This is a genomic window from Sodalis sp. RH16 (assembly GCF_047324245.1).
In the GTDB taxonomy this organism is placed as follows: Bacteria; Pseudomonadota; Gammaproteobacteria; order Enterobacterales; family Enterobacteriaceae; genus Acerihabitans; species Acerihabitans ligni.
In genome coordinates this window covers 3,063,033-3,077,402 of sequence record NZ_CP178737.1, presented here as the reverse complement: position 1 = coordinate 3,077,402, position 14,370 = coordinate 3,063,033, and the positions used below count along the sequence as shown (strand labels likewise).

Sequence of the window (14,370 nt, the reverse complement as noted above, 5' to 3'; positions counted from 1 at the left end):
ACCGGGCGGCTTGGGGCTTCAGGGCTGATTCAGGCGCGGCATGCGATATTGTTAAAGGATGGCTATGTCTACTCAAGATTGCTTGCAACAATTGTTCGATGAAACGCCGGAATCTTCACTTTATTACAAGCAGCTTCAGGCCTTTTCCACCCGGCCCGCCGCCGATTGCCACATCGTGATATGCGGTTTGGCCAACGTCGGCAAGAGCGACCTGGTCAAAGTCCTGTCGCTATCCCGCACGCTATCAGCCACAGACGGGTCCCCTGCTGCGATCGTCCCCCGGTATGTTGATACGCCGGGTTTCGACCTGTCCGGTCAACAGAGCGCGCAGGCCTGGGAAAAAGCCATCGGCGCCGATATCATCGTCTTGATACACGATATGCGACAAGGCGCGCTGGCGGCCGGCGAAATGGCTTTTCTACAATCGCTCAAGGCTCGGTTTCCCGACCTTCGCCAACGGATGATTGTGGTCCTCGCCCAGGCAGATAAGGTGCCTTGCCAAATGCTGGAGCGCCTGAGTGCGATTCACCGCAATCTGGCAATGCTGTTTTTATCCTGCAGCGGCGGGATTCCCGATGAAAGCTATCCCGCTCCGGCAAAGAGCGGGGTCCCGGTGCTGCTATTGGAGCACGGCCGTATCCAGGCGCTGCGGCAACAGCTTTTGTTACTGATCGGCAGTTATGAGGGCGGCCTGCCCGGGATGCGAACCGCAAGCAGCAAAGCGTTGCTTGATACGCTGGATGCCTGGGTTACCGGGGCCATTAAAATCCGCAAAAAAAGCATCGCCATAAAAGAAGCCGAGCTGAGTCAGACTTTTTCTTTATGGCAACGGGATTTACAGCGCCTGGGGGATACATTGCGTTTTCGCATCAATGAGCTTCGTCAACGTTAACCCTTACGGGATAAGGAATGGGTATGTGGTGGTTTATCCTGCCGATGCTGGCTTGGGCTTACAGCCTGTTTGCCCTTTCGGGGCGTGCCCGGACGGTTTCCCCGGGTTTGGCGCCGCCGCTCCCGCCATATGAGGTGGTTTTATGGTCCATAGAGGAAGAAAGCCCGTCAAAGGCCCGGTTCATCAGAGAAAATGAAATTATCGCCGATACCAAAATCGCGCTGCTTAAATTATATGGCGAACATCCGTTGCTGATCGTCCGGGACGAGTCGGCGCCGGTCACCCTGACCTTTGACGCGTTATGCCGATTTGCCGAGCAAGGGCAAGCCAAAAAATTACCGGCGCTGATCAAAGATCTGTCGGTATTGATACCCGGTACCGCTATGAGTCCCGCCAGGGAAAAACAAAAAGCCGAGCTGGCAAGACTCAAAGAAGAAGTCGCCGCATTTATCCAGCTGCGTACCACGCTGGCACAAGTCCAGCTGCGTACCACGCTGGCACAAGTCCAGCTGCGTACTACGCTGGCACAAGTCCAGCCGCGTACCACGCTGGCGCAAGTCCAGCTACCCACCACGCTGGCGCAGGGGGCTCTTCACGGAGAAAATGACCGGCTGTCGGATTGAGCGGTCCCTCCACGGCCGACAGCGACTTAATGATCCGGCCCCCCTGTGGCGCAACGCCAAAATCAAAAGGAGAAAAAACCGGCCTGCGCTATAGGTATTCCCGCCAGATCCCCCATAATAAATAACTCATGTCCTGCCGAGCCATTTTATTTCGCAACGCAAAGGAGACAATTATGCACATTGATTTATCAGGTAAAACCGCCCTGGTCACCGCCTCAACCAGCGGTATCGGCTTCGCCATTGCCAACGGCCTGGCACGGGCCGGCGCCGCCGTGGTCATCAACGGCCGCAGCCAGGATACCGTGGACAAAGCGCTGGCCGCCATCGCTGCTGATGTTCCCGGCGCCGTCCTGAGCGGGATCGCGGCCGATCTATCCGATGCCGCGGGTGTGGCGCGTTTAACGGACGCGGTACCAAAGGCGGATATTCTGGTGAATAATGCCGGCATCTACGGCCCGAAACCTTTTTTCAGAATAGACGACGACGAATGGGAACACTATTTCCAAACCAACGTGATGTCCGGCGTACGCTTGTCGCGCTTCTATCTGCCGGGCATGCTGGATCGCAATTGGGGCCGCATCGTCTTTATCTCATCGGAATCGGCGCTGAATATTCCCACTGAAATGATCCATTACGGCGTGACGAAAACGGCGCAGCTCGCGGTTGCGGGCGGGTTGGCCAAGCTTGCCGCCGGCAGCGGCGTAACGGTGAATTCCGTATTGCCCGGACCGACACTGTCCGACGGGGTCCGGGCCATGCTGAAGGGAAGCGCGGAGGAAGCAGGCATCAGCATCGAAGAGGCCGGAGCCGATTTCGTACGCACCCAGCGCTCCACTTCTATCCTGCAACGGCTGGCAACCCCGGAAGAAGTGGCCAATCTTGTGATCTACACCTGCTCAACGCAAGCTTCCGCCACCACCGGCGCCGCATTGCGGGTAGACGGCGGCGTGGTGAACAGCATCGTTTGATTGAAAATGTCGCTTCACGCCGGGACCGGGGAGGTGGGATGCGTTACCAATATTGATATTGCATCGCCGTGCTTCTGTGGCGCTTTATGACATAAAGAGGGAAGATTTCCGTTTCCCGGCCGTAGCTTAAAACACAATTCCCCACCGCGTCGAAGCGCTGGCACTCTTCAATCTTGGAAATCTGGCTGATGGATGTGGTTGAAACCGAATTGGAGCCCAGTTCCCTTCCCGCGTCATCGTAACGGTAGGTCGTGGAGCCTTTCGAAGACGCGGTGGTGGCTAACAGGCCTTTTTTGTCGTAGTTATAAACGTACTGATCGTTCGCCAGCGCATCCGAACCGCGCGAGACGCTTTTCACCAGCCGGCGCCGCTTGTCATAGCTATACACCGTGGTAGTAAAGCCTTTTTGATCGTTAATGGTAAAAGCATCCGTAGACGTGGCGATCAAACCGGTTTTATCGGTGGAAAAATTGATTTTTCCCAGCTTGTGGGTCGCCAATGTCTGGGTCCCCTCTTTATCCAGGATGACGGTAATTTCATAGTCGGATTCCCAGCCGCCCGGCGCTTTGACGGTATGGTTGATCATCCGCAGGATCACGCTGCCTTCGGATTTACGATAATCAAAAAGCGCATCGGACAAGACACCGCAGCGATCAAAGCGAATGTTGCCGGAGGCCTGTTCATTCACATCCTTTCCTACCATGCCGGAGACCATCATCTTGATATTCCCCCTCGCATTGCCGTCCAACATGATGAGATTGTTATTGTCGTTCACCCTGCGATGTTTGTCAGCGCAGCTAACCGCGGCAACGGCGGAGGTGGACAACAGGCTTCCCAATAAAAACACCGCCGCCCATTTCTGGAAAAGTGTGATCATGGCGTTTTGCAGCATATCCATTTGCGAGAGGAACACTCATTCTATAGCAATTGCCCCTCTCCATCCATTGTCCAAACTGCGGTGACGATGTCTGAGGGGAATATCGCCGCCAAACGCCATAAGATAAGGCTGATTTTTTCCGGCATCGATTTTCCGGCTTTTTGCCGTCCACTCCCCCCTACGCCGGACATTGTGTTATCTTAGCCGCCGGAACAACCCGCCTGAGAATCTGAACGATGGAACACAAGAAAACCTTCCCGCAGCAAAAAAACCACCTGCATCCGCGGAACCGCCATCGTTCACGCTATGATTTTGATGCGCTGATCGGCCGTTGCCCGGCGCTGGCGCCGTTCGTTAAACCCAATGCCTGGGGAGACATTTCGGTGGATTTTGCCGATCCCGCGGCGGTGAAAATGCTGAATAAAGCCTTATTACTACATTACTACGGTATCGAGCATTGGGATATTCCTGCGAATTACCTCTGTCCGCCAATTCCCGGCCGAGCGGACTATATTCATTATCTCGCCGATTTGCTGGCGGACGGTAATGGTCAAGAAATACCCCGTGGCAAAAATATCGCCATCCTGGATGTGGGCGTGGGAGCCAGCTGTATTTATCCCATTATCGGCCAGCATGAGTACGGTTGGCGTTTCACCGGCTCGGAAAATGACAAAATCTCGCTGAATTCGGCCAAAATGCTGGTGGAGATGAATCCCACGCTGAGAAACAGCGTGCGGTTGCGCCACCAAAAGCAAAGCGACGCTATTTTTGACAATATCATCGGCATCGCAGAACGCTTTGACGCTACTATATGCAACCCGCCTTTCCATGGTTCGGCGGAGGAGGCGCGCGCCAGCACCCGGCTGAAGCTGCATAAACTCGGCAAAGGCGAAGTGGCGGACACGCCGGTGCAAAATTTCGGCGGTAAAAATAACGAACTCTGGTGTGAAGGGGGTGAATTGGCCTTCGTCGGCAAGATGGTCGAAGAAAGCGTCGGCAAAGGCAAAAACTGCCTGTGGTTCACCTCGCTGATTTCCAAGCACACCACCCTGCCGCCGCTGTATGAGGCCCTGAAGCTGGCCGATGCGTACGATGTGCGCACCATTGATATGGCCCAAGGCCAGAAAATCAGCCGCTTTATCGCCTGGACCTTCCAGAATGCCGAACAACAGGCGCAATGGGCCGCCGAGCGCTGGCAGAAACCGGAATAACCCGGCGGCTCCCGGCAGTGAGAAGCCTATAAACAGCCGCCGAGGACAAGCCGTTAACGTTAGCGGCTGGCGACAGCAAGAATCAACGTTACCCTCGGCGCTCGCCGGCCTGTCGTGGCGACACGGTTCAACGGGATTACCTTCGGCGGGCGCCGGCGTGCCATGGCGACAAGGGTCAGCAAGATAACCCTCGGCGCTAACCGGCCTTGCAAATCGGCACGTCCGGATGGAATAATCACGATTTGGGCGCCAGCGCCGCCTCTATCATCTCTTTGGCCTGACCGATGGTTAGCGGCAGCCCCTTTTCATCGAGCCGGCCGTCGCGCATCAACAGCTCCGCCAGATGAGCCACCCGAGGCAATCTCAGTTCGAAACGCCGCAGAATGTCTTTTTGATTGAAAAACTCAGAGAGATTCCCCCCCAGAACCACTTCCCCTTTATCCATCAAATAGACCTTGTCCGCCAGCAGCGGAACGATATCCATATCATGGAGGGTAAAAATCAGGGTGATGCCCAGGGTTTTATTGATATCGTTCAGCATATGCACCAAATGACTGGCCGACCGGGGGTCGAGGGCATTAAAGGGTTCATCCAGCACCAGGATCTTCGGTTTCATCGCAATTACGCTTGCCAGGGCAATGCGCTTCTTCTCGCCGCCGCTGAGATTAAAAGGATTGCGGTGAATGTAGGACTCCATGCCGACGATATTCAGCGCCCAGCGTACGGTGTTATCCAATTCCTCGCCGGCAATTTTCATGTTAACCAGGCCGTAGGCGACTTCCCGATAAACCGTGGCGTTAAACAGCTGGTCGTCTGAGTCCTGGAAAACCATGCCCACCCGGCGCCGCAGTTCAATGAAGTTCTCCCTCACCACCGGCAGGCTATCCACCACCACCCGTCCGCCCTGAGGCAACAACAGTCCGTTAAAGAGCTGAAACAGCGTCGACTTCCCCGCGCCATTGGGGCCCAAAACAGCGACACGCTCGCCCTGGCCGACGGTCAGATCCAGATGATTCAGTGCATTGTGTTTACCGTCATAAGAGAAGCTGACGTCGGAAAGCTTGATAATGTCCATGGTTTTCTCGGTTAGCGGCTTAACACATTCAGCGTGACGACCAATATCAGCAATAAGCCGGCGGCCAGGCCAATCAATTTATCCCGCCTTGGCACCTTGGTGGTAAAAAAGCACAGGTCGTGACTGTCTTCATCATAACCGCGAGCCAGCATGGCCTGATAAATCCGCGTGCTTCGGTCCAGGGATCGGATGAGGATACCGCCGGCGACCTTACCCGTATCCCTGACTCTGCGCAGCCAGGAAACAGTCTCTCCCAAGCGGCTGATTTGCGCCTGCCGCATGGTAAAGGCGGTATCCTGCATAATAAAAACATAACGATACATCATATCCGCAATATCAATAACGGTATGCGGCACTTTGCAAAGGCGCAGCGTTTCCAGGATATCTATCATCGGCGTGCTGAATGACAGCGCGGCAACCAGGGTCACCGCCGCCATGATGCGTAAAAAAAGGACAATACCGAAGACCAATCCCTCCTGATAGGCATCAAGGGAAAAGTAGTGAAGCGGAATAGTGAACAGCAGCCGGCTGCCATGGGTGAACAGCACGCTTAAAAATACCAGCCAGGCAATACCCATCGGCATGATCAAGCGTTTTAACAATGCCCTGCGGTCAAAGGGCATAACGCAAAACAGACTGATGGCGGCCAGCCATAATGCCAGCGCCAGATACCATTGGCTCAAGACGGAAGCCACCGCCACCGCCGACAGCAAAACAACGGTTTTTACCCGGCTGTCCAGCCGGCGCAGGGGACTGGAGGATTCATCGGCGAAACGCGCCAGGCTCATGATTCTTCTTCTTTGCTCCCGACGGCGTTGCCCTTGCCGCCAAACAGCTTCAGCCAATGATATCCCACAATCAGGCCGGCGAAAAAGTTGGCCACGGAAAAGGCCCCCACCTCGGCATCCCCCGGCAATTCCACAAAGGGATGATGAGGTTTGTGCGCCACGCCGGTGGCCAAATCATTGACGTGGTTATCCGTACCGCTGCCGTCCATGTTGTGGGTGCTCATATAGGTTCCCGAGGCAAAGATAAACAGCAGTATAACGCACATGACCGCCAGCATGGTTTTGGTGAATCCATCAAAAAACTGGGTCTTTTTCGCCTCTTCGGTCGGAGTCTCAATCTGCAATGACATGTTATGCTCCCGTTCTCGTCAAGATTCCCGGCAACAGGTCAGGACGCCGGCTGACCATGGCCTGCAGCACCGCGGCGGTAAAAACCGCCTCGGCCACCGCCAGCGGCAGTTGCGTCGGACCGTAGCCCATGAAAAAAATCATCCACTGCTTCACCAGCGGAACGTTGCCGTGCAGGCTTAACGCCAGCTCAAACGCGCTGATGAGATAGGTCACCAAATCCCCCACCAGGCCGGCCATGCCCGCGGCGAGCCATAACGGAAAACGAAACGCCCTGAAGAATTTCCACACGGCGTAACCGGAAAAAGCCCCGGCAATGCCCATGGAGACCGTATTGGCGCCGATGGTGGTAATGCCGCCATGGCCCAGGAAGACCGCCTGGAAAAACAGCACAATCATCGACACAACCGCGGTGGCGAACGGACCGATAATAATCGCCGCCAATGGCGTGCCGCACGGATGAGAGCTGGAGCCGGTGACCGGCACCGGCAAATGCATCGCCGAGATAACAAACACCGCGACGCCGATCATGGCGAGGAAAGGTTTATAAGCGAGATTAGTTTTGATTTTTCGTTTTATTTCATAGATGCCCGGCACAACAAAAACCGCCGTCACGGCATAATAAACGGCGCACGCCGTCAGCGGTAAAATTCCATCTTCGATATGCATGCCTGATCCTCACGAGTGTCAACTATACCCATCATCTCTCTCGTTGCAGCTGTGCTAAATAGACTCTTTCACTCGAATAACCTGCCTGAGTAAGCCTCATCGGGATTTTTCGCTTGCCGCCGCTTGAAAACCATTGGGTATATAACACAAATTAAAAAACCAACATGCGGCAGTGAAGGAAGGAAAATAAGTTCAGACACGGGGAATGTTAACCACTCTCGCCGCGAAGTTATAACCGAACCCTTCCCATCACCCCGGGGATTGGTACTTCCTGTATGAGATGGGCCGGTCTCCTGGCTTGCCGTCATTCTTCTTTACCGCCTTCCCATGTCATAAAACACAGTGGCTGAAGGTAAATTCGTCAGGCTTACAGTAGCGGGGGCTGCGCCGGAATATTGATTATCCCAAAAGGGATCTGCACCGGCTTTCCGTTTCACCCGCCTCGCGATCGCGAAGCTAAGGCACCCAAATCTCGGAAATTTATCCTGAGTTTTTTTTCAATTAACGTCAAGGGGTAATTAAACCTTATGGCGGGATTTTATTGCGGTAGATCATGATAAGAAGAAATGATGAACGGGAGAACTTAGCGGGTGGATATCAGATTTTGTTAGGGAGGCGGGGGTTGTGCTTAAAATACCGGAAAATATTTGTAACGGTGAAATATGATTTACATCAAATATTGCCTTATAAAATTTAATTAGAAACATGCATCTAAATCAATTTTATAAAAATCAAGAAATCAAGCAACCTGCTTATTGCGCCGATTAAAACAACCGGCGCGACATTATAATATTATTCTATTATTTCAATTGGCGGTGCGGCAAATCCGCCTGGAGCTGTATATCCCCAACCAATCCATGCCTGCGAATTTTCCGGTATTAAAATTGGTGGGATATCGTCGCCAGCGTCAAAAGGTGTAACGCCATCCCACACACAGACATTTATGACCACACCGTTTTGAATTTCTGCATAGTTTGCCATACACCTCACCACTCTATTTCTATAAAACCAGCGCTACCAGCGCCACCATTTCCACCACTGCCACCGCCAGAATATGGCGTTGCGCCGCCCGAACCACCAGCCCCATAACCACCCGCTGGAAGACCGTTCAGGCCGGCACTACCAATACCCGCGCGCTGATTGCCCCCACCCCCACCGAATGGCGAATTACCACCATTGCCCGATAAACCAGGCCAGCCATTTATTGAAGTATTTGCGCCCGGTGAGGCACTGTCACTTCCAGAACCGCCTTGAGGAAATCCGCTACCACCCGCACCTCCGCCCAAAGCTCCAGTACTGATACCAGCCCGGCCGACACTGCCGCCATTTCCCCCCGACAAGGTGATTAATGATCCTACTATCGTGTTCCCGCCGTTAGAACCCTTTGTGGCATTGTCTGAGCCCTGTCCACCTCCAGTACCTCCTGATCCAGCGCCACCTATAGTAATAGGAATTACCTGTCCTGGCGTCACATTGAACACCGCTCTCTGAATCGATTGACCAGCACCGCCCCCGCCAGCGCAAGAGCCGGAAGCATTTGCTATATTGTTACTGCCGCCACCGCCACCACCACCGCCGCCAGCGCATCCGGAAATATAAATCGTTGTAACGCCTACCGGCACAGTGAAATTGCCGCTGGAGGTAAACGTAGCAAAACCATGGGGCGCCAGGGCTTCATAATCCGCCTGGGCGGTGACGTTAGCACCGGCACCTGCGGCAAAGGATTTGAAGTTGTTTGTTGTCATTAGAAATCCTCCAATAATTTTATCGAATGGATATAATGATTAAGTGAGCATATATTCAAAATTTGTATATATATAATCACGTTTAAACTTACAGGTTAAAAAATTAAAAACCCGTTATTGAAAATTTCCGTATATTCTGGAATGTTTTATTTGATTAAAAACATCACAATGTCAAACAAATTAATATATAATATTAACCATGCTGTCTAAGCATTAACAGGCGGAACGATGAATTCGTCCTGTTTATATAACCACCCCATATCTACAGGTGAATCATCGGTAATAAGTATCGGTATTGTATTATCCGGCCAAACAACGGGTGTCATTCCATCCCATAATATGATATTGACAACAATTTCTTTATTAATAAGTGCATATCTAGCCATATTATGCATACTCCCATATTATAACCATACCTGGCGCTCCTGAGCCGCCGGAGAAAGCTGACGCTGTATTTTCTGTATTAGCAGCCCCGCTTCCTCCAGTGCCAGGAGATACCGCCGTTTGACCATTATGCCCAACCGCGTTTATTCCCGCGCCCGCGCCCATACCAGACTGTCCCCCTTCCCCGGGCAATAGAACCAATGTGGAAATAACCGTTGATGGGCGCCCCTGTCCTCCCTGCTGTGAAAGAATATTCGCTCCAGTTGGAAGAGATGGAGTGGCAGTGCCTTGTGGCGAAATTGGCGGAATAGCTGGCCCAGTTTTTATTCCACCTATTCCCCCAGGCGCGGAAAGCAGCGAGCCAAAAGAGGTTAGCCCACCATTACCGCCATTTGAGCCAATAACAGGAACGCCCGCAGCACCAATAACAACAGCAACTCCTGAAAATCCACCGGTATATCGAGATTTTCCATACGAGCCACCAGAGCCGCCGCTTCCTACCGATGTTGCGCCAGCCGTAGTAACAGATGCGCCACCACCGGCACCGCCACCACCTTGTACCTCAACGATAACACTAGTCGTTCCTGGCGTTGGCGTGTACGTTCCAGACGAGGTAAATGTCCGAACATTAAGCAGCCGCCCCATGGCGCCAATATTCACCAGTGCCGTTGATTGCGCAGCGCTGCCGGCGTCTTTGATTTCTGATAAATTATTAGTCTTTTGTAAAAAACTGGCAGCACCCTTAGAATTCAATGCCGCAATCAGATTATTGAGCAAGGTTGCCGTATCGCCATTATCCAGCACATCCGCTGATAATTGATTTGATATAAACTGCGCCAGAACGCTGGAAAATACCGTCGCCTGTCGTAGCACCTTATTCACCTGCGCCGAAGACGCCTTGCCCGCCGTAAAGCCCGATGATAATTCCGCCAGCGCTTGATAATCCGCCTGATCGATAACATTGGCCCCGGCGCCGGTGGCGAACGGTTTAAAATCATTGGTTGCCATTATAAATTCACTCCCCATGAGCCGATATCAAAACCGGCGATATATTGGTTGTCCATGTCGAAGCCGAAAAACTGATTGTTGGCCGATGGGGTTAATATTTCCCCGGCATAAACCCCGGCGGCTTTTACCGTTAAATAGCCCTGGCGAATGGCGGCCAGCAGTTCACGGGAAACGTAATCCATGCTGGTTTCGGCAAATACCCACAGAGCAATGGTCATATCCTGGTTATCCACTATCTGCATAAATAACCCGGAGCCGGCCAGGGCGGTATTCAGAATATCCGGCAGCGAGCCGTTGGTGCCGTCCCAGTGATTAATGGCGATTTTGGCTTTCAGCACCACCCGGTAAACATCGTCGCTCAGGTTGGTAAAACCGGCGTCGGGATCGTAGGGGCCTTGCCAGACGCCCTGTTCATAGCCCAGTCCGTCGGTATCCCAGGAAAAGTAGACGCCGGAAATAGGCTGTGCCACGGTGCGGCTGCGGCCTATCCATTCGCCGAGAATATCCAGCTGATTGCCCACGGCGGTATCAATATCAAAATCATTGATAAACCCGGTCATGGCGCCATCGATATCCACCAGCGGGCGGGTGGATAAATCGATATGGTCGACAAAATTCGGTTTGCCACGGTGGTAGTTGGTGATGAGATCGGTGTATTTACTCATGACGCCACCTGGATAAGGATGTCATCCACGCTGCAGGAGGCCGATTCGTCCCAGGCGATACCAATATTGCCGGCCGCGACGGCGGCGGCGGATGTGCCGATGGACAGATCGTTAATGTCGTAATATTTGCTGGCGCCGCCGCTCACCGCGCCGAGATTGGCGGGTGAATACACCCGGCTCAGCAATACATCGCTGCCGATGGACAGTGAGTTGATATAGTCGGCGATGGTGGCTTTAATCTGGTCGCCGATGACCGAGGTATAGCCGGTAAATATCGTCAGGGTCAGGGAGATGAACACCGGCACCGCAATGGGCCTGGAAAAGCTAATGACCTGTGGGTTGCCGTACTCGTCCGGCACGGTGATGCTGGTAGTGCCATAGGTGCTGACCCCCTGCCCTTTCTTGCTGCGCAGGGTATCGGCGATGGCGGTGGCGTCGCCGCCTTCAATCACCGCCGAGATGGAGTGCGCCGGCAGGCCGTTACCGTCCGTGCTGCCGGTGTCGTTCTCGAACAGGACATGGCGAGTGACGCCGCCGATATTGGCGATGGCCCCGTCTATGGCTTCAAAGGGCGTCAGCGACGGCAGCGCCACGCTGATGGCCTGCCTGGCCCTTAAGGCGGCGTCGGTCTCGTCGGCGCTGCCCACCGCGGCGGCGGAAGGATTGGTGGCGGATGACCATCCCAGGGTTGGCGTATTGATCTGGTTTACCGTGCCGGGCAGCGCGGTAATAGCGCCGGTGGCGGCGCAGGTGGCGGTAACAATAACCGAGCCGGCGACGTCAATCACCACCTGGGCCGGTAAATTCCAGATAACGCTGTTGCCGTCTTTTACCGATCCGTTGGTAATGGTGGTGCCGGCGGTGCCGGCTATCAGCACGTCCACCGTGGAATTCACCGCGGCGGCCCGTTGGATACCGTTAATCTTCACATTGCTGGCCAGTCCGTTGCCGACGGCGGTGGCCGGTGAAAAAGAGTTATACACCGCGATGGCGCTGTTATTGGCATCATGAATCGCCAACGCCACCAGCGCCACCATCTGGCCGTCTTTGCTGTCGGGGGCCAGATAGGCGTCGCTGCCGTAGATTTGCTGGAAATAGCCGGTGACGGTGTTGAGGATGGTCTGGTAGTCGGGGGCGGTGATGCCCGTGGCTGTGACGGTGGCCGCCAGTCCAAGAGTGTCGAGATTAAGAGCCATTATGCCTCGCTTATTACCGTGGTCGCCCCGTAGAGGGTGTCGATGGCGGCGGTAAAGGTGACACGGCGCGTATTGCCGTCGTTATTGGTGTCGAAGGATTGGATGGAATTGACACCCGCAGTGCCCAGGATCCGGTTGCGCACCGCGAGGCTGTAGATATCCGAGCGCTGCTTGCCCAGGATGGACTGCAGATAGGGCGTGCCCTCGGTGGTATCCAGGAACCATTGTCCCTGCCACAGCTTAAAACGGGTGTCCACGGCCTGGGCCACGCATTCGGGAGAATTGACCAAAAAGGTGTTGTCCCCCTGGCCAAAGGTGTAATCGCCGTCCGCTCCTTCACGTCTGTATCTCATTTTGCCGCTCCTGTATTGCTGCCGCCGCTTTGTACTCCGCCGTGGACGTGGCCGGTCTGGCTGATGCCCGCCGCCACCTGATCGCCGGTGGAGGTGACGGCGCCGTTGATTTGTACTTTGCCGTTCACCGTCAGCAGCGGCGTATCGATAGTGACATTGCCGCTGCGGTCGATTTCAATAAACGACGCGCCGCTGTCGGTGCGCAGCTGGGTGGCGGTGGTGCTGATGCCGCTGATTTTATATTTTTGCGACTGCGGTCCAATCAAGGCGAAGGCGTCGGATAAATCATGCTGGCGAGGGTCCACCGGTTCCTGCAGGTCGCCGTTCTGCCACCAGAAATCGATGCAGCGATCGGCAAACACCACCAGACATTCATCTCCTTCTCTCACCGGGAACGTCAGGGTGACGCCGCCGCCCCGGGGAAACAGCACCGGAACATCCGCCAGCAGCGGCAGGTTGACGGAATTCACCTTGCCGGTGATATCGGTGATGGCGCCTTTGATGGCCGGCTGTACCGAGCAGGTGACCGTATCCGGATCGAAGGACTTGATAATGCCGGGCATGGCTACCCGCAGGTTGGTGGAGAGATTATCGCCATGGGCTTCCAGTAACTGGTCAATCTCGCCGGTTTGTTCATTAACGGGAATCGTCATCAGTTTTTACTCGAATCTTTGTGAGGTTTATCCACCAGGTTATTGTGGGCGGTACAGTTCAAATCCATATACCAATCGTCGCCCATGGTATCGCCCTGGCAGTTTATGGAGTTGACGATAAAATAGCCGGTAGTGGCCGATTGCAGTTCTACCTGAACCAGGCTTCGCCACTGGATAGTCGGATTGATCAGACAGCGTATCACCGCCCCGCCCCCAATGGTCTGTGTAGGCACGCCGAGCAACCCCGTACGACCGTTTAATACAATCACATCATCAAGGCTGGCATCTTCAAATATCGATACATATTGGCCGTTGATGAATTGCCAAAGGAATCGGCACTGTTTTGCAAGCAGGTCTTGATAGACTGTGGAGCGCCCGAACATAGCCTTTGACCGGGGATATTTGGTGCCGGGCATTTTCGCCGTCCTGCCCCTGGTCACGCCGTAGGGCTCAAAGGTCTGCATTAAAGCCGCATCCACCCGCGCGGCGTCATAGCCTTTACCCAGGGTCTGGTTGATGGTGGCATAGACCTTGGCATCGTGAGAATCCACCGCTTGAATGGTGACCACCTGGTCGGTTTTGTTCTCCAGGCTTCTGCTGGAATAGCGGATTTTGCCGTCAAACAGGATGCCGGAATTATTCTGGTAGCCGGCAATGAGTTGAATACTGGAAAATTCGCCGGCCTGAATGGCATTGGCGGTGTCGTCGGATAAATTATAAATCTTGAAAACGGCGGAGCCCCATTGTGAGGTGGTCCACCCTTGCAGCGTGAAAACACATCTCAAATTAGCTAAATCCAGCGTGCGGCCGCCAGGAGCCGTAATCAAGAGCGTGCAACTTCTTAGCCAGTTATAACTCATATTTCACCCATAAAAAAACCCGCCGGGGCGAGGTTCATTCAGATATTCCGTGGCT

General features: G+C 54.1%; 18 protein-coding genes and 1 riboswitch. Of the genes, 5 read left to right on the top strand and 13 right to left on the bottom strand.

Features of this window, described 5'->3' with window-relative positions; genetic code table 11:
* Window positions 1–64 precede the first annotated feature (64 nt).
* The 3 genes from ACL2XJ_RS14170 (at window position 65) to ACL2XJ_RS14160 (ending at window position 2,483) form a co-directional block, all read left to right on the top strand.
* Window positions 65–892, top strand: coding sequence for a hypothetical protein (locus ACL2XJ_RS14170; RefSeq protein ID WP_413723604.1), 828 nt, complete (start codon window positions 65–67; stop codon window positions 890–892).
* Window positions 893–915: 23 nt separating this feature from the next.
* A complete protein-coding gene (locus ACL2XJ_RS14165; RefSeq protein WP_413723603.1) occupies window positions 916–1,515 on the top strand; it encodes a hypothetical protein in 600 nt (199 codons plus the stop codon).
* Window positions 1,516–1,688: 173 nt separating this feature from the next.
* Window positions 1,689–2,483 carry an SDR family NAD(P)-dependent oxidoreductase gene (locus ACL2XJ_RS14160; RefSeq protein WP_413723602.1) on the top strand — a complete coding sequence of 265 codons (795 nt, stop codon included), beginning with the start codon at window positions 1,689–1,691 and terminating at the stop codon, window positions 2,481–2,483.
* Window positions 2,484–2,526: 43 nt separating this feature from the next.
* On the opposite strand, the gene ACL2XJ_RS14155 is transcribed toward ACL2XJ_RS14160, so the two are convergent.
* The gene (locus ACL2XJ_RS14155) at window positions 2,527–3,381 is read right to left on the bottom strand and encodes a hypothetical protein (protein ID WP_132922998.1); all 855 of its coding nucleotides are present in this window, start codon (window positions 3,379–3,381) and stop codon (window positions 2,527–2,529) included.
* A 215-nt stretch (window positions 3,382–3,596) separates the two neighbouring features.
* Here ACL2XJ_RS14155 and rlmF point away from each other — a divergent pair, with 215 nt between their 5' ends.
* Entirely contained in the window at window positions 3,597–4,571 is a 975-nt protein-coding gene (rlmF, locus tag ACL2XJ_RS14150; RefSeq protein ID WP_132922999.1) for a 23S rRNA (adenine(1618)-N(6))-methyltransferase RlmF, read from the top strand.
* 235 nt (window positions 4,572–4,806) lie between these two features.
* Here rlmF and ACL2XJ_RS14145 read toward each other — a convergent pair whose 3' ends face one another.
* The 5 genes from ACL2XJ_RS14145 to ACL2XJ_RS14125 all read right to left on the bottom strand — a co-directional run bounded on the left by ACL2XJ_RS14145 (window position 4,807) and on the right by ACL2XJ_RS14125 (window position 8,432).
* Complete coding sequence (locus ACL2XJ_RS14145) at window positions 4,807–5,646, bottom strand: energy-coupling factor ABC transporter ATP-binding protein (protein ID WP_413723601.1); 840 nt, start codon at window positions 5,644–5,646, stop codon at window positions 4,807–4,809.
* Window positions 5,647–5,657: 11 nt separating this feature from the next.
* Complete coding sequence (cbiQ, locus tag ACL2XJ_RS14140; protein ID WP_132923001.1) at window positions 5,658–6,434, bottom strand: cobalt ECF transporter T component CbiQ; 777 nt, start codon at window positions 6,432–6,434, stop codon at window positions 5,658–5,660.
* Window positions 6,431–6,784, bottom strand: a complete 354-nt coding sequence (locus ACL2XJ_RS14135; RefSeq protein WP_413723600.1) for a hypothetical protein — start codon at window positions 6,782–6,784, stop codon at window positions 6,431–6,433. The genes cbiQ and ACL2XJ_RS14135 overlap by 4 nt, the downstream gene beginning before the upstream one ends.
* A 1-nt stretch (window position 6,785) precedes the next feature.
* Window positions 6,786–7,451 carry an energy-coupling factor ABC transporter permease gene (locus ACL2XJ_RS14130; RefSeq protein WP_413723599.1) on the bottom strand — a complete coding sequence of 222 codons (666 nt, stop codon included), beginning with the start codon at window positions 7,449–7,451 and terminating at the stop codon, window positions 6,786–6,788.
* Between the two features lie 265 nt (window positions 7,452–7,716).
* A riboswitch (cobalamin riboswitch) is annotated at window positions 7,717–7,935 on the bottom strand.
* A gap of 308 nt (window positions 7,936–8,243) precedes the next feature.
* On the bottom strand, window positions 8,244–8,432 hold the full coding sequence (locus tag ACL2XJ_RS14125; protein ID WP_413726832.1) for a hypothetical protein: 189 nt from the start codon (window positions 8,430–8,432) through the stop codon (window positions 8,244–8,246).
* On the opposite strand from ACL2XJ_RS14125, the gene ACL2XJ_RS14120 reads away from it, so the two are divergent.
* Complete coding sequence (locus tag ACL2XJ_RS14120; protein WP_413726831.1) at window positions 8,426–8,638, top strand: hypothetical protein; 213 nt, start codon at window positions 8,426–8,428, stop codon at window positions 8,636–8,638. The genes ACL2XJ_RS14125 and ACL2XJ_RS14120 overlap by 7 nt on opposite strands.
* Window positions 8,639–8,652: 14 nt before the next feature.
* Here the strand turns inward: ACL2XJ_RS14120 and ACL2XJ_RS14115 are convergent, their stop codons facing one another.
* The 7 genes from ACL2XJ_RS14115 to ACL2XJ_RS14085 all read right to left on the bottom strand — a co-directional run bounded on the left by ACL2XJ_RS14115 (window position 8,653) and on the right by ACL2XJ_RS14085 (window position 14,282).
* Window positions 8,653–8,778: a hypothetical protein gene (locus tag ACL2XJ_RS14115; protein WP_413726830.1), complete on the bottom strand. Its 126-nt coding sequence runs from the start codon at window positions 8,776–8,778 to the stop codon at window positions 8,653–8,655.
* Between the two features lie 805 nt (window positions 8,779–9,583).
* On the bottom strand, window positions 9,584–10,588 hold the full coding sequence (locus ACL2XJ_RS14110) for a hypothetical protein (protein WP_413726829.1): 1,005 nt from the start codon (window positions 10,586–10,588) through the stop codon (window positions 9,584–9,586).
* Window positions 10,588–11,253: a DUF2612 domain-containing protein gene (locus ACL2XJ_RS14105; RefSeq protein WP_132923007.1), complete on the bottom strand. Its 666-nt coding sequence runs from the start codon at window positions 11,251–11,253 to the stop codon at window positions 10,588–10,590. The genes ACL2XJ_RS14110 and ACL2XJ_RS14105 overlap by 1 nt, the downstream gene beginning before the upstream one ends.
* Entirely contained in the window at window positions 11,250–12,449 is a 1,200-nt protein-coding gene (locus ACL2XJ_RS14100; protein WP_413726828.1) for a baseplate J/gp47 family protein, read from the bottom strand. The genes ACL2XJ_RS14105 and ACL2XJ_RS14100 overlap by 4 nt, the downstream gene beginning before the upstream one ends.
* Complete coding sequence (locus ACL2XJ_RS14095; protein ID WP_413726827.1) at window positions 12,449–12,802, bottom strand: hypothetical protein; 354 nt, start codon at window positions 12,800–12,802, stop codon at window positions 12,449–12,451. Before ACL2XJ_RS14095 ends, ACL2XJ_RS14100 begins: the two co-directional genes overlap by 1 nt.
* Complete coding sequence (locus ACL2XJ_RS14090) at window positions 12,799–13,455, bottom strand: Gp138 family membrane-puncturing spike protein (RefSeq protein WP_203522445.1); 657 nt, start codon at window positions 13,453–13,455, stop codon at window positions 12,799–12,801. Before ACL2XJ_RS14090 ends, ACL2XJ_RS14095 begins: the two co-directional genes overlap by 4 nt.
* Window positions 13,455–14,282 carry a hypothetical protein gene (locus ACL2XJ_RS14085; RefSeq protein WP_413726826.1) on the bottom strand — a complete coding sequence of 276 codons (828 nt, stop codon included), beginning with the start codon at window positions 14,280–14,282 and terminating at the stop codon, window positions 13,455–13,457. The genes ACL2XJ_RS14090 and ACL2XJ_RS14085 overlap by 1 nt, the downstream gene beginning before the upstream one ends.
* Window positions 14,283–14,370: the final 88 nt, after the last annotated feature.

Excerpts from the sequence above, each read along its gene's own strand:
- ACL2XJ_RS14105 (WP_132923007.1), bottom strand. The coding sequence starts at position 11,253 with ATGAGTAAATACACCGATCTCATCACCAACTACCACCGTGGCAAACCG.
- cbiQ (WP_132923001.1), bottom strand. The coding sequence starts at position 6,434 with ATGAGCCTGGCGCGTTTCGCCGATGAATCCTCCAGTCCCCTGCGCCGG.
- ACL2XJ_RS14100 (WP_413726828.1), bottom strand. The coding sequence starts at position 12,449 with ATGGCTCTTAATCTCGACACTCTTGGACTGGCGGCCACCGTCACAGCC.
- rlmF (WP_132922999.1), top strand. The coding sequence starts at position 3,597 with ATGGAACACAAGAAAACCTTCCCGCAGCAAAAAAACCACCTGCATCCG.
- ACL2XJ_RS14165 (WP_413723603.1), top strand. The coding sequence starts at position 916 with ATGTGGTGGTTTATCCTGCCGATGCTGGCTTGGGCTTACAGCCTGTTT.
- ACL2XJ_RS14160 (WP_413723602.1), top strand. The coding sequence starts at position 1,689 with ATGCACATTGATTTATCAGGTAAAACCGCCCTGGTCACCGCCTCAACC.
- ACL2XJ_RS14115 (WP_413726830.1), bottom strand. The coding sequence starts at position 8,778 with ATGGCGGCAGTGTCGGCCGGGCTGGTATCAGTACTGGAGCTTTGGGCG.
- ACL2XJ_RS14090 (WP_203522445.1), bottom strand. The coding sequence starts at position 13,455 with ATGACGATTCCCGTTAATGAACAAACCGGCGAGATTGACCAGTTACTG.
- ACL2XJ_RS14145 (WP_413723601.1), bottom strand. The coding sequence starts at position 5,646 with ATGGACATTATCAAGCTTTCCGACGTCAGCTTCTCTTATGACGGTAAA.
- ACL2XJ_RS14135 (WP_413723600.1), bottom strand. The coding sequence starts at position 6,784 with ATGTCATTGCAGATTGAGACTCCGACCGAAGAGGCGAAAAAGACCCAG.
- ACL2XJ_RS14095 (WP_413726827.1), bottom strand. The coding sequence starts at position 12,802 with ATGAGATACAGACGTGAAGGAGCGGACGGCGATTACACCTTTGGCCAG.
- ACL2XJ_RS14110 (WP_413726829.1), bottom strand. The coding sequence starts at position 10,588 with ATGGCAACCAATGATTTTAAACCGTTCGCCACCGGCGCCGGGGCCAAT.
- ACL2XJ_RS14130 (WP_413723599.1), bottom strand. The coding sequence starts at position 7,451 with ATGCATATCGAAGATGGAATTTTACCGCTGACGGCGTGCGCCGTTTAT.
- ACL2XJ_RS14155 (WP_132922998.1), bottom strand. The coding sequence starts at position 3,381 with ATGGATATGCTGCAAAACGCCATGATCACACTTTTCCAGAAATGGGCG.
- ACL2XJ_RS14125 (WP_413726832.1), bottom strand. The coding sequence starts at position 8,432 with ATGGCAAACTATGCAGAAATTCAAAACGGTGTGGTCATAAATGTCTGT.
- ACL2XJ_RS14170 (WP_413723604.1), top strand. The coding sequence starts at position 65 with ATGTCTACTCAAGATTGCTTGCAACAATTGTTCGATGAAACGCCGGAA.